This is a genomic window from Streptomyces sp. NPDC045021 (genome assembly GCF_056432645.1).
This window is the reverse complement of the sequence record NZ_JBWKIQ010000002.1, coordinates 236,900-249,783: the sequence shown is the minus strand read 5'-3', so window position 1 is coordinate 249,783 and position 12,884 is coordinate 236,900. Positions and strand designations below refer to the sequence as shown.

The following is a 12,884-nucleotide window of genomic DNA, read 5'->3' as shown; positions in this document are numbered from 1 at the left end:
TCTGACACAGTCACCCGCATGACGAAGAACCCGAAGGCAGCGCAGAACGCGCAAACCTCCACGACTCCCTCGGACCCCCGCCGTTGGGCAGTACTGGCGATCTGTTGCGTGGCGGCGGCGCTGCTCGGCATCGATACCAGTGTGCTCAACTACGCGATCCCCTCGCTCGTCACCGACCTGAAGCCGTCGGGCACCGAGATCCTGTGGATCGCGGACATCTACGGATTCGCCCTCGGCGGCCTGCTGGTGGTGATGGGCAACCTCGGCGACCGGATAGGCCGCAAGAAGCTGCTGCTGCTGGGTGCGGGCGCCTTCGGTGTGGCCTCGGTCCTCACCGCCTACGCCACCAGCCCGGAGATGCTCATCGGCGCCCGCGCGCTGCTGGGCGTGGCCGGGGCGACGATCATGCCGTCGACCCTGTCGATCGTCCGCAACGTCTTCACCGACCCCCGCGAGCGCACCACGGCCGTGGGCATCTCCGGCGGCATCGGGGCGGCCAGCTTCGCGCTCGGCCCGGTCGTCGGCGGTGCGCTGCTGGACCACTTCTGGTGGGGCTCGGTCTTCCTGATCAACGTCCCGGTCCTGCTGGCGGTCGTGATCGCCGGTGCCGTCGTGCTCCCCGAGTCCCGCAACCCCGACCCGGGACGGCTGGACTGGATCAGCGTCCCGCTCTCCATCGTCGGTCTGCTGGGTGTCATCTTCGCCATCAAGACGGCCGCCCGCGACGGGGTGCACGAGCCCTCGGTGTGGATCGCCGCCGCGATCGGCGTCGCCTGTCTGATCGTCTTCGGCCGCCGTCAGACCCGTATCGCCTCGCCCCTGCTGGACGTCAGGCTCTTCCGCAACCCGGCCTTCACCGGCGCCATCAGCGCCAACCTGGTCGCCATCTTCGCCTCGGCTTCGCTCTCGCTGGCCTTCTCGCTCTACTTCCAGGTCGTCCGCGGCTGGTCCCCGCTGATGGCCGGGCTGGCGCTGCTCCCCGGCCCGCTGGCCGCCGCCTTCGCAGCCCCGCTCTCCTCCGCCCTGGTGCCCAGGATCGGCCGGGCCAAGGTGGTGGCGCTGGGCCTGGCCCTGATGTCCGTCAGCATGGTCGGGCTGGGTCTGGTCACCCCGGACTCCAGCTACTGGCTGCTGCTGCCCGCTCTGATCATCAACGGCGCCGGCATCACCCTGACCTTCACCGTCACCTTCGACACGGCGATGGCGAGCGTGCCGAAGGAGCGGGCCGGCGCCGCGGCGGCGATCTCCGAGACGGCGATGGAGCTCGGCGGGGCGCTGGGTATCGCGGTCCTCGGCTCGGTACTGACCAGCGTCTACCGCGGCGGGCTCGACCTGCCGGCCGGTCTTCCGGCCGACGCGGCCCAGTCCGCCAGGGAATCGGTCGGCGGAGCGGTCGGACCCGGTGCGCGGCTGTCCGGCCCGATGGGCCAGCAGGTGGCCGAGACGGCAAGCCGGGCCTTCACCCACGGCATGCACGTCACCACCCTGGCGGGCGCCGTACTGATCGCCGCTGCCGCGGTGGCCGCGCTCTACACGCTGCGGGGCGTCCCCGCGGTGATCGATGAGCCCACCGACCCGGCGGACGGCCATGCTGCTGAGGCCAAGGACGGCGGGACGAGCGCCCCCAAGGAGCTGGTCGGAGGCTGACCCACATCCCCCACCCATGGCGGAGGGCGGGAGACCATACCGGTCTCCCGCCCTCCGCCATGTGCTGCATACGCGCTGTTCCGACAGGAGATCCAGGACCGCGGTGCCACCGGCTACCAGCTACCGGGCCGGTCCGTGATCAGGCGTCGTCGCCGCGTTCCGGGCGGTCGACGCGGTCCGCCTCGGCCTGCTTCGCCTGCACCTCGGGGTCGAGGGGCTCGACGGGCGAGCCGTCGACCTTGTCGAGCGGGTCGGCCTTGTCCGCGCGGTCCATGCCGGCGAGCGTCGGACCGCTGCCGTTGAGCGTGGCACGGTCCGCGACCTCGGTCGGCGGAGCGGGCTCGACCAGCCAGTCCGGGTTGGTCTGCTTGCTCCACCACTTCCACGCGGCGAAACCGGCCGCGCTGATGATGCCGAGCACCACGAAGCGCTTGACGGCCTTCCCTGCCTTGGCATGGCGCCGGTGCTGCCGTTCCAGCTTGTCGATCTCGGCGATCGACACCCGGCCCTGCAGCGCCGCCAGGGCGGCCGCGCCACGTGCCACGGCCTCGTCACGGGCGGGGCCCGCGGCGGCACGGGTGACCTCCACCGCGTGTCCGACCCGGGGAGCCGCGTACTCGTTGGCCTGCCGTGCGGTCAGTGCGGCCTTGACGGCCGCGGTGTCGACGGCCGAAGCGACCTTGGGCGGTAGCGCCGAATGTGCCTTCTGCGCGGCTGTCGCCACCCTGGGCGTCAGCCAGATCCGGGCCTCGTCCGCGTAGTGCGCGGCGCTGTCCTTGGCGGTGACAGCGTATGGAGCGACCACCTCAGCGGCGTGCTGCATGCTGTCCTTGGTCTGCCCGGCTGCGTGGCGCACGCTGTCGATGCGGGTCACAGGAACCTCCTCCTCGGTGGCGTACGGTTTTCGCCTATCCACCCGATTTGAAATCATGCCTGTTTACGGCCGGTACGGCATGTGCGACCGGGCATATGGGTCAAGGCGGGGCATGCGGAGAGCTTCTACCGACGATGCCACGATGCGCGTCGGGAGGCGACAGGCCCGGGGAACGGGAGGCGACAGTCCGGGGAAGCCGACAGCCACTCCCGGTCCGTGCGAGGATTTGTCCCTGTCAGCGAAGACTATGGAAGGTAGATCGTGGCCGAGCAGCTCTACGCGACCCTGAAGACCAACCACGGGGACATCGAGGTCCGGCTCCTGCCGAACCACGCACCGAAGACGGTGAAGAACTTCGTCGAGCTCGCCGAGGGCACGCGTGAGTGGACCGACCCGAAGACCGGCAAGCCCACCAACGCGAAGCTGTACGACGGCACGGTGTTCCACCGGGTGATCACCGGCTTCATGATCCAGGGCGGCGACCCGCTGGGCAACGGCACGGGCGGTCCCGGCTACGAGTTCGCTGACGAGTTCCACCCCGACCTGGGCTTCGACAAGCCCTACCTGCTGGCGATGGCCAACGCCGGCCCGGGCACCAACGGCTCCCAGTTCTTCATCACGGTCTCCCCGACCACGTGGCTGACCCGCAAGCACACCATCTTCGGCGAGGTCGCCGACGTGGCCAGCCAGAAGGTCGTGGACGCGATCATCACCACCCCGACCAACCCGCGCACCGACCGCCCGGTGCAGGACGTCGTGATCGAGTCGGTCGTGATCGAGACCCGCAAGGACTGATCGCGCCGTACTCTTCGGGAACACTGCGCCCTGCCCGTCCGTATGGAGGGGCAGGGCGACGCGCGTCCCCAGGAAGAGGACCTCATGGACCAGGCGGTCTGCTGCTACCGGCACCCCGATCGCGAGACCGGCATCCGCTGCACCCGTTGCGAGCGGCCGATCTGCCCGGAATGCATGGTCAGCGCCTCGGTGGGCTTCCAGTGCCCGGAGTGCCTGGGCGAGGCCCGGCGGACGACGCGGGTGGCGCGTACGGTCGCGGGCGGCACGGTGGTCGCCGATCCGCACCTGGTCACGAAGATCCTGATCGGGCTCAACCTGGTGGTCTTCCTGCTGGTGCAGGTTCTCGGGGACCGGCTCGCCGGTGACCTGTCGCTCTACGCGTACTGCGATCCCGTCGTGCGGCAGTACTGCATCGGTGTGTCCGAGGGCCCCGACCAGTGGTACCGCCTGATCAGCTCGGTCTTCGCACACCAGGAGTACTGGCACATCGGCTTCAACATGCTGACTCTGTGGTGGATCGGCGCGCCGCTGGAGGCCACGCTCGGCCGGGCCCGCTATCTGGCGCTGTATCTGATCTCCGGGCTGGGCGGCAGCGCTCTGGTTCTGCTGCTCGCCCCGTACCCGGGCGCGCTGGGGGCCTCCGGGGCGATCTTCGGCCTCTTCGGGGCCACCGCCGTCTTCATGCGGCGCAGCCGGATGGACATGCGGCCGATCCTGATCCTGCTCGGGCTGAACCTGTTCTTCAGTTTCACCTGGTCGAACGTGAGCTGGCAGGGCCACCTCGGCGGCCTGGCGGCCGGCACGGTGATCGCGATCGGGATGGCGTACGCACCGCGCGAGCGCCGCGATCTGGTGCAGTGGGGGACCTGTGCGGTGGTGCTGGCGGCGACGCTCGTGGCCAGCTGGATCGCGGTGGCTCAGATCACCGCCTGAAGGGCGTTACCACTGGCGTTGATCAGACGTTATCCACAACGAGTACCCGATCCTGTGCACCCTGTGGGGAACGTGTGTGCGTGCGGTCACCGCATCGTGTTTTCCCTGCAAGATCAACGAAAGACCGGTGGCCGACACATCGGCCACCGGTCACACCGGCGTCAACCTCGTAGAGGTTATCCACAGATCTTCCGACCTTTTCCCCACTGTGGATAACCGTGTGGACAACTCTGGGGAGAACCGTCCGGGCCAGCTGGGGAGCCGGCTACTTCCACTGCGTGGAGACCACGAAACCGCCCGCGATGAAGCCGAAGCCCACCACGATGTTCCAGTTCCCCAGAGCGTCGACGGGCAGGCTGCCCTGCGTGACGTAGAAGAGGACGATCCAGGCCAGACCGATGACGAAGAACGCCAGCATCAGGGGCGCGACCCAGTTGAAGCCGGCCTTGAGCTTTATCGACTGCGTCTTCTCCGGCGGCGGAGTGAAGTCGGCCTTCTTGCGGATCCGTGACTTCGGCACGAGGGACTCTCCTGTCGATGCGCTGCGTAACCGCGCGGGGATGTCGGGGATGTGAGGCGGGCCGGGCGGGTGGGGGCACCACCACCGACGGGCGTCCGTTAGCGTAGTGCTTCCCCAGGTGTGAAGGAGACAAGGGTACGGTGACCGATTCCGGCGACGCGCCCCCCTCTCGTCCTTCCACCCGCACCGTAGTACTGCGAACGCTCAGTGCGGGAGTCTTCGCGCTCGCCGGACTGATCTTCTGGATGAGTTTCGACACGGCAAAGGGCGTCAACATCCGCAGCGACGACCCGCTGCCCAAGCTCTCGGACAACGTGCGCAAGCAGAGCAGCCGGAACCAGGAGCTGGAGAGCCAGCTCACCGCGGTCCGGAACGATGTCGACACCCTCACCCGGCAGGGCAACGGCACCACCGACGCGACCCGCAAGCAGCTCGATCTGCTCGAAGAGGAAGCCGGCACGAAGGCGCTGACCGGCCCCGCGCTGAACGTCACCCTCAACGACGCCCCGCCGAACGCCACCGCGCTCGTCCCCGGCGTGCCCGATCCGCAACCCAATGACCTGGTCATCCACCAGCAGGACCTGCAGGCCGTGGTCAACGCGCTGTGGGAGGGCGGGGCGCTGGGCATCCGGGTCATGGACCAGCGGCTGATCTCCACCAGCGCCGTCCGCTGTGTCGGCAACACCCTGATCCTGCAGGGCCGCGTCTACTCGCCGCCGTACAGAATCACCGCTGTGGGTGACCAGAAGAAGCTGCGCGCGGCCATCGACCGGAACGCGACCATCCAGAACTACCTCCAGTACGTCAACGCCTACGGGCTCGGCTGGAAAGTGGCGGCGGACAACCGGGTGACTCTTCCCGGCTACTCCGGCACAGTGGATCTCCACTACGCGAAGCCCGCTCCCTGACCGGAGCGGGACGAGGGGCGGGGGCGCCGATGACGATCCGGCTGGTGGTGCGGACGTTGAGCGAACTGTGCGTCACCGCGGGTGCGTTGATCGTGCTCTTCGTCGTCTACCTCCTGTTCTGGACCGGTGTGCGCGCCGACAGCGCGATGAACGGCGAGCTCGACCACCTGCAGAACACCTGGGCCACCGGATCCCTGGCCCCCGCCGACCCCACCCCCGCTCCGGCTCCGACCGCGACGGGCGGCGCGCCGTCCGCCGCTCCGCCCGCACCGGCCGCGTACAAGGACGGCACCTCGTTCGCCGTCATGTACATCCCGCGGCTCGGCGCCGGCTGGCACAAGCCCGTCCTGCAGGGCACCGGCACCGGCGTCCTGAAGAAGGGGCTCGGCCACTACACGAACACCGCGCGGCTCGGGGAAACGGGCAACTTCTCGGTGGCCGGCCACCGGCGCACCTACGGCGACCCCTTCAAGAACTTCCCCAAACTGCGCAAGGGGGATCGCGTCTACCTCTTCGACGGCGCGTCCTGGTACATGTACGTGCTGGACCGCGACCCCTTCCGTACGGTGCCGACCGACGTCGGCGTCATCGACCCGGTACCCAGGGAGTCCGGTTACACCACCCCGGGCCGCTATCTGACGCTCACCACCTGCGACCCAGAGTGGGGCCACAGCCACCGGCTCATCGCCTGGGCGCACCTGGAGACGGTGACTCCCGCCGAGCAGGGCGAGCCGAAGGGTTTGTCCGGGTAGGCCACCGGTCCCGCCGATCTCCCCTTACTCTGTTCCGGAGAACCGGGAAGGAAGGCACCGCATGTACGGCTGGATCTGGCGGCATCTGCCGGGCAACGTGTGGCTGAGGGCGCTGATCTCGCTCGTGCTCGCCCTGGCTGTCGTGTACGTCCTGTTCCAGTACGTCTTCCCGTGGGCCGAGCCGCTGCTGCCGTTCAACGATGTGACGGTGGACAACGGGATGAACGCGACGAACGGGATGGCAGCCGTCCGATGACCGCTCGCATCCTCGTCGTGGACAACTACGACAGCTTCGTCTTCAACCTGGTCCAGTACCTCTACCAGCTCGGCGCCGAGTGCGAGGTGCGGCGCAACGACGAGGTCGAGCTCGCGCACGCGCAGGACGGCTTCGACGGGGTGCTGCTCTCCCCCGGTCCCGGCGCGCCGGAGCAGGCCGGGGTCTGTATCGACATGGTCCGGCACTGCGCGGAGACCGGGGTGCCGGTCTTCGGTGTCTGCCTGGGCCTGCAGTCGATGGCCGTCGCCTACGGCGGCGTGGTCGACCGGGCGCCCGAGCTGCTGCACGGCAAGACCTCGCTCGTGACGCACACCGGCACCGGGGTGTTCGCCGGACTGCCGTCGCCCTTCACCGCGACCCGGTACCACTCGCTGGCAGTCGAACGGGACACCGTGCCGGCGGAGTTCGAGGTCACGGCCTGGACGGACAGCGGCATCATCATGGGGCTTCGGCACCGCGACGCGGCCGTCGAGGGCGTCCAGTTCCACCCCGAGTCGGTGCTCACCGAGTGGGGCCATCTGATGCTCGCCAACTGGCTGGTGGCGTGCGGAGACGAAGGGGCCCCCGATCGCTCGACGGGACTGGCGCCCGTGGTCGGCAGGGCCGGGGCGTGACCGGGCTCCGCCCGGACGAGACCCCGTCCTACGAGGACACGGGGCAGTTCGCGGTGGCGGTCGGACAGCTCGCGGACCCGCTCAGCGACCCTCTTCCGGGCCGCCGGCCGGTCCCGCCGGCCCCGGAAGCAACAGAACCCACACCCACACCCACCCCCGCACCGACGCCCACACCCGCAGCGGCACCGGCACCTGGCAGCGCCTCCGCCGACGCAGGGCAGGAGGTCATCGGCTCGCCGTGGTTCCGCCCGCACGAGATGCCGCACCAGGCGCACCAGACGCCCCAGGAGACACCTCAGGAGGCGTCCCGAGCGGCGTCCCCGGCGGAGTCCCGTGCGGAGTTCCAGCAGGCCGCCGCGCCGCCGCCCGCGTACGACGAGGGGTACGGCAGGGCGTACGAAGGCGGGTACGAGGGCGAGTACAAGGGCGGGTACGACAGCGGGTACGCCGCCGGACCCGCCGCGGGCTACACCGAGCCCGTGACATGGCCGGTTTCCGACGTAGCCCAGCAGGCCCACGGCACCGGGCCCGGCACCGTCACGGAACCCGAATCGGAGCCGCTGAGCACCCCGCCCGCCGCCGCGCCCGCGCCCCCCAGGGTCCGCCGCCGGGGCGTGCCAGGCGAGACGCAGCAGTTCCCGGCCGTGCGCCCGGACGGGACCCCCGGCGACTCCGCCGAAGCCGATGGATCCGACGCGACCGACGCGGTGGACGAAACCGCGGTCCTGACGCCCAGCGCTCCGGCGCCCGGCGGCCGTGCCGAGCGTCGTAAAGCGGCCAAGCAGGGCGCTGGGCACCGTGCCAGGGGCCGGGCGGCTTCCGGTGCCCCGGGAGCCTCCGAGCCCGTCCAGACGGCGCCGGCGGCCCCCATGACCCGCCTGGAGGCCAGACGGGCGGAGCGGGCGGCCAAGGACAGCCCGGCGGTGATCCTCAGCCGGGTGATCGGCGAGGTGTTCATATCCGTCGGTGTGCTGATGCTGCTCTTCGTGACGTACCAGCTCTGGTGGACCAACATCCGCGCCCATCAGCAGGCCAGTGGTGCGACCAGCGCCCTGCAGAACCAGTGGGACAAGGACAAGAGCGCCCAGAAGAACGGTGACGACCGCAAGGCCGGCGCCTTCTCCCCCGGCCAGGGCTTCGCGATCATGTACATCCCCAAGTTGGATGTGAAGGCCCCGATCGCCGAGGGCGTCTCCAAGCACAGCGTCCTGGACAAGGGCATGATCGGCCACTACACCGGCGCGTTGAAGACGGCGATGCCGTGGGACAAGCAGGGCAACTTCGCGCTCGCGGCCCACCGCAACACGCACGGCGAACCGTTCCGCTACATCAACAAGCTGGTGCCGGGCGACAAGATCGTGGTCGAGACCGAAAGTACCTATTACACCTACGAGATGACGAGCGTGCTGCCGAGCACCTCACCGTCGAACGTCACGGTGATCCAGCCGGTCCCGCAGGGCTCCGGATTCACCAAGCCGGGCCGCTACATCACGCTCACCACCTGCACCCCGGAGTTCACCAGCACCTACCGGATGATCGTCTGGGGCAAGATGGTCGAGGAACGGCCGCGCAGCCAGGGCAAGCCCGCGGCGCTTCCCGACTAACCGGCCGCGGGCCGGACAACGGACTGCCAGAGAACGGAACAGCGGTGACGACGACCAATCGCGGCGGGCGGAGCCCGGTCGCGGCCATCATCAGTGTGATCGGTGAACTCCTGATCACCGCAGGGCTGGTGCTCGCCCTGTTCGTCGTCTACTCGCTGTGGTGGACGAACGTCATAGCGGACCGGCACGCGAAGAAGGACAGCGCGAAGGTCCGGCAGGGCTGGGCCGCCACCGACCCCCGTGGTCTCGACACCAAGGACGGCATCGGTTTCCTGCACGTCCCCGCGATGGGCAAGAACTTCGAGGTCCTGGTCAAGAAGGGCACCGACAGCGACATCCTCAACGAAGGCGTCGCCGGCTACTACGACCAGCCCGTCAAGTCCGCCATGCCGTGGGACAAGCAGGGCAACTTCACGCTCGCCGCCCACCGGGACGGCCACGGCGCCAAGTTCCACAACATAGACAAGCTCAAGAACGGCGATCCGGTCGTCTTCGAGGACAAGGACACCTGGTACGTCTACAAGGTCTACTCGGTCCTCGACGAGACCTCGAAGTACAACGTCGACGTGATCAACCAGATCCCGACGGAGTCCGGCAAGAGGAAGCCCGGCCGCTACATCACCCTCACGACCTGCACCCCCGTCTACACCTCCAGGTACCGCTACGTGGTCTGGGCCGAACTGGTCCGCACCGACAAGGTCGACGCCAACCGCACCCCGCCGTCCGAACTGGGCTGATTGTCACCCGGAATGATGAACATCCGGGAATGCGCTGGAGGTTTCGATTTACGCCGCTTTACGTTCCGCCCAGGAGGTGGTTCGTATGAGCGAACACATCAAGCTGCCGGTCACGGCGGCTCAGCAGGACGCCATTGATGTCAACGACTTCGTCTACGCGGCGACAGGGTCGCGTATCCGGAGGTTGACCATGCCGGACGGAACCCACTGGTTCCCGGCGGCAGATCTGCTCGGGGATCTGGGATACACGAACCCGACCAAGACCCTCGCCGACCACGTGCCGGACAAAGACCGAACCTCACTCGGAACCCTAACTACAGGTTATGGTTCGCACATTCCTGCAGGTCAAGGCTTCAAAAAGACGATGAGCATGGTTAACCTGACCGGCCTCATCATGCTGGTTACCGGAGCGACGAAGCCGGAAACCCGACCCTTCAAGCGATGGGTTGCCGAAGTCATCATCACCGTTCAGAGAGAGGGTTCCTACTCCCTGGAGAAGGCGGAGGTCCAGCCGACGGCGCCCGGCGTCCCGACCGCCTACGCGATGCCCAGGGATGTCGCCGACGCGATCGTCCGGCTGGAGGAGCACAATCTCCGGCTGGACGAGGCCCTGCTCGCCACGCAGAGCGAGGCACAGGAGTCTCGCCGGGACATGGTGCGGTCGCAAGACCGGTTGGTCCGTGCCATGGACCGGATCGGTGACACGCTGGACGCCATGCTGAACCGGCAGCCGACTCCGACTCCGACTCCGGCCTCGGTACCGGAACCACCACGGCTCACGGCGGAATCCGTGCTGGCCGGTTGGAAGTCGCGGCTGTCCGTGACGGAGGACGTCTGGGTGGTGGCCATCGCGATTGCTCCCGTGCTGGCTGAGGACGGAGAGATCCGGCAGTCGCTGGAGACCATCGCGGCGCGGACCGGCCTGACGACCCATCGGGTCAACGAGTGCCTGCGGTTCATGCGCAAGCACGCCTGCATCCGCTCGCTCGGCGGGACTCACGAGGGAGCGCCGGTCTACGCGCTGAACCGGCAGTAGCGGGAAACGAAAGTAGGGGCCGTCGCAAAATGAAGTTGCGGCGGCCCCCGGCAGGCAGACTACAGATCCTCATCAACGGTTCGTGGTCATTCGGCGCGGTGTCACGCGAAGGGGCCACGGACGTGGTGTCCGTGGCCCCTTCGCCTTGCGTGCCGTGCTGTCCTGAGCGCTAGCCGCCGAACAGGCCGGTGTTGTCGCCGCCTGTTCCGCCGGTGGTGAAGAGCTGGACCGTACTGCCCTGCTGGACGGGCTGGTTGGCCTGCGGGAAGGACTGGGCCACGACCGAGTCGTTCTTCTTCGGGCCGAGGACCTGGACCTTCAGGCCCATGGCCTCCAGCTCGTCCTTGGCGTCCTTCAGCGACTTGCCGACCAGGTCACCGGGGATGGTGATGTTCTGCTGCTGTTGGGCCTTGGCGATGAACAGGGTGACCATCTGGTTGGGTTGGGCCGTGCTGCCGCCCGCCGGGTCCTGCCGGATGATCGAGCCCGGTGGCTTGTCGGCCGATTCCTCGTCCTGGGTCCGGACCTTCAGACCCTGGGCGATGAGCGTCTGCTTGGCCTGGTCGACCGTCATCTGCGTGACGTCCTTGACCGTGATCTCCTCGGGCTTCTTGGCGACGGTCAGCGTGACGACCGTGTCCTTCGGCTTGAGGGCGCCGCCCGCCGGGTCCTGCTTGGTGACCGTGCCGTCGTCCTGGGTGCTGGACGTCTCGGTCACCTCCTTGACCTGGAAGCCGGCGTCTTCGAGAGCCTTCTTGGCGTCCTCGAACTTCTGGGTCGTGACGTCCGGGACCTTGGTCGGGGCCACGCCCTTGGAGAGGGACACCGTGATCGTCTTGTCGGCCGCGAGCGCCTCGTTGGCCTTCGGATTCTGGTCGCAGACGGTGTTCACCGGCTGCGCCTCGCAGAACTTGGCCTCGCCCTTGACGACCTTGATGGACGAGTCGACGTTGGTGGCCGCGTTCTGGGCGTCGGCGAAGGTCTTCCCGACGAGGTTCGGGGCCGTGAGGGAATCCGGCGCGCCCTTGTTGTCGAACAGCGCCCGGCCGAGGAAGATCGCGCCGACCAGGACGAGGATGCCCGCGAGGATCAGCAGCACCGTCGAGGTGTGGTTCTTCTTCTGCCGGCGGCGGTCGGGGCGGTCGTCGTAGCCGTAGCCGCCGTCGTCGTCGCGGACCGGGGGAAGCATGGAGGTCGCGGGGTTCTGCGGGGGCAGCGCCGTGGTGGGCGCCCCGTCCCCGTAGCCGCTGCCGTACCCGCCGTAGCCGACCGACCCCATGGCGGCGGTCGCGGCGATGGGCTGGCCGTCGAGGTACGACTCGATGTCCGCGCGCATCTCGTCCGCCGACTGGTACCGGTAGTCGGGGTCCTTGGTCAGCGCCTTGAGGACGATGGCGTCCATCTCGGGCGTGATCTCGGGGTCGAAGTTCGACGGGGGCTGCGGGTCCTCGCGTACGTGCTGGTAAGCGACGGCCACCGGGGAGTCGCCGACGAACGGCGGGCGCACGGTCAGCAGCTCGTACAGCAGGCAGCCGGCCGAGTACAGGTCGGACCGGGCGTCGACCTGCTCGCCCTTGGCCTGCTCGGGGGAGAGGTACTGGGCCGTACCGATGACCGCGGAGGTCTGCGTCATCGTCATGCCGGAGTCGCCCATGGCGCGGGCGATGCCGAAGTCCATGACCTTGACCTGGCCGTTGCGCGTGAGCATCACGTTCGCGGGCTTGATGTCGCGGTGCACGATGCCGGCGCGGTGCGAGTACTCCAGGGCCTGGAGGATGCCGACGGTCATCTCCAGCGAGCGCTCGGGCAGCAGCTTGCGCCCGGAGTGCAGCAGCTCGCGCAGGGTGGAGCCGTCGACGTACTCCATGACGATGTACGGGATGGAGATGCCGTCGACGTAGTCCTCGCCGGTGTCGTACACGGCGACGATCGACGGATGGTTCAGGGAGGCGGCCGACTGGGCCTCACGGCGGAACCGGGCCTGGAAGGACGGGTCACGGGCGAGATCCACCCGGAGCGTCTTCACAGCGACGGAGCGGCCGAGCCGGGTGTCGTGGGCGAGGTACACCTCGGCCATGCCACCGCGGCCGAGCACCGAACCCAGCTCGTACCGGCCGCCGAGGCGACGCGGCTCTTCCATAGCTCTTGCCCTTCCCTTAACCGTGCCCTGTGGATGCTCGGGCATAC

The 12,884-nt window shown here is 68.6% G+C and carries 13 protein-coding genes; 10 read left to right on the top strand and 3 right to left on the bottom strand.

Annotated features, from left to right (window positions below; genetic code table 11):
• Window positions 1-18 precede the first annotated feature (18 nt).
• Window positions 19-1,647: an MFS transporter gene (locus tag AC07DC_RS08185; protein WP_478913070.1), complete on the top strand. Its 1,629-nt coding sequence runs from the start codon at window positions 19-21 to the stop codon at window positions 1,645-1,647.
• Between the two features lie 139 nt (window positions 1,648-1,786).
• Here AC07DC_RS08185 and AC07DC_RS08180 read toward each other — a convergent pair whose 3' ends face one another.
• Entirely contained in the window at window positions 1,787-2,521 is a 735-nt protein-coding gene (locus tag AC07DC_RS08180) for a DUF5324 family protein (protein ID WP_478913068.1), read from the bottom strand.
• Between the two features lie 261 nt (window positions 2,522-2,782).
• On the opposite strand from AC07DC_RS08180, the gene AC07DC_RS08175 reads away from it, so the two are divergent.
• Together AC07DC_RS08175 and AC07DC_RS08170 are read left to right on the top strand one after the other, a co-directional pair.
• On the top strand, window positions 2,783-3,316 hold the full coding sequence (locus AC07DC_RS08175) for a peptidylprolyl isomerase (RefSeq protein ID WP_478913066.1): 534 nt from the start codon (window positions 2,783-2,785) through the stop codon (window positions 3,314-3,316).
• Window positions 3,317-3,400: 84 nt separating this feature from the next.
• Window positions 3,401-4,249 (top strand): rhomboid family intramembrane serine protease, encoded by an 849-nt coding sequence (locus AC07DC_RS08170; RefSeq protein WP_478913064.1) that lies wholly within the window; start codon window positions 3,401-3,403, stop codon window positions 4,247-4,249.
• Between the two features lie 265 nt (window positions 4,250-4,514).
• Here AC07DC_RS08170 and crgA read toward each other — a convergent pair whose 3' ends face one another.
• Window positions 4,515-4,769, bottom strand: coding sequence for a cell division protein CrgA (gene crgA, locus AC07DC_RS08165; RefSeq protein ID WP_478913063.1), 255 nt, complete (start codon window positions 4,767-4,769; stop codon window positions 4,515-4,517).
• Between the two features lie 140 nt (window positions 4,770-4,909).
• Between crgA and AC07DC_RS08160 the strand changes: the two genes are divergently transcribed.
• The 7 genes from AC07DC_RS08160 (at window position 4,910) to AC07DC_RS08130 (ending at window position 10,697) form a co-directional block, all read left to right on the top strand.
• Window positions 4,910-5,677 (top strand): DUF881 domain-containing protein, encoded by a 768-nt coding sequence (locus AC07DC_RS08160; RefSeq protein ID WP_478913062.1) that lies wholly within the window; start codon window positions 4,910-4,912, stop codon window positions 5,675-5,677.
• 29 nt (window positions 5,678-5,706) lie between these two features.
• Window positions 5,707-6,429: a class E sortase gene (locus tag AC07DC_RS08155; protein WP_478913060.1), complete on the top strand. Its 723-nt coding sequence runs from the start codon at window positions 5,707-5,709 to the stop codon at window positions 6,427-6,429.
• Between the two features lie 61 nt (window positions 6,430-6,490).
• Entirely contained in the window at window positions 6,491-6,685 is a 195-nt protein-coding gene (locus AC07DC_RS08150; protein WP_138351195.1) for a hypothetical protein, read from the top strand.
• Complete coding sequence (locus tag AC07DC_RS08145; protein ID WP_478913058.1) at window positions 6,682-7,320, top strand: aminodeoxychorismate/anthranilate synthase component II; 639 nt, start codon at window positions 6,682-6,684, stop codon at window positions 7,318-7,320. Before AC07DC_RS08150 ends, AC07DC_RS08145 begins: the two co-directional genes overlap by 4 nt.
• Window positions 7,317-8,924: a class E sortase gene (locus AC07DC_RS08140; RefSeq protein WP_478913056.1), complete on the top strand. Its 1,608-nt coding sequence runs from the start codon at window positions 7,317-7,319 to the stop codon at window positions 8,922-8,924. The genes AC07DC_RS08145 and AC07DC_RS08140 overlap by 4 nt, the downstream gene beginning before the upstream one ends.
• Before the next feature lie 44 nt (window positions 8,925-8,968).
• A complete protein-coding gene (locus tag AC07DC_RS08135) occupies window positions 8,969-9,661 on the top strand; it encodes a class E sortase (protein WP_478913054.1) in 693 nt (230 codons plus the stop codon).
• 85 nt (window positions 9,662-9,746) lie between these two features.
• Entirely contained in the window at window positions 9,747-10,697 is a 951-nt protein-coding gene (locus AC07DC_RS08130; RefSeq protein WP_478913052.1) for a BRO-N domain-containing protein, read from the top strand.
• A 169-nt stretch (window positions 10,698-10,866) separates the two neighbouring features.
• On the opposite strand, the gene pknB is transcribed toward AC07DC_RS08130, so the two are convergent.
• A complete protein-coding gene (gene pknB, locus AC07DC_RS08125; RefSeq protein ID WP_478913050.1) occupies window positions 10,867-12,837 on the bottom strand; it encodes a Stk1 family PASTA domain-containing Ser/Thr kinase in 1,971 nt (656 codons plus the stop codon).
• Window positions 12,838-12,884: the final 47 nt, after the last annotated feature.

Coding starts and splice junctions, on each gene's coding strand:
- AC07DC_RS08170 (WP_478913064.1), top strand. CDS start 3,401: ATGGACCAGGCGGTCTGCTGCTACCGGCACCCCGATCGCGAGACCGGC.
- AC07DC_RS08145 (WP_478913058.1), top strand. CDS start 6,682: ATGACCGCTCGCATCCTCGTCGTGGACAACTACGACAGCTTCGTCTTC.
- AC07DC_RS08185 (WP_478913070.1), top strand. CDS start 19: ATGACGAAGAACCCGAAGGCAGCGCAGAACGCGCAAACCTCCACGACT.
- AC07DC_RS08155 (WP_478913060.1), top strand. CDS start 5,707: ATGACGATCCGGCTGGTGGTGCGGACGTTGAGCGAACTGTGCGTCACC.
- AC07DC_RS08130 (WP_478913052.1), top strand. CDS start 9,747: ATGAGCGAACACATCAAGCTGCCGGTCACGGCGGCTCAGCAGGACGCC.
- pknB (WP_478913050.1), bottom strand. CDS start 12,837: ATGGAAGAGCCGCGTCGCCTCGGCGGCCGGTACGAGCTGGGTTCGGTG.
- AC07DC_RS08150 (WP_138351195.1), top strand. CDS start 6,491: ATGTACGGCTGGATCTGGCGGCATCTGCCGGGCAACGTGTGGCTGAGG.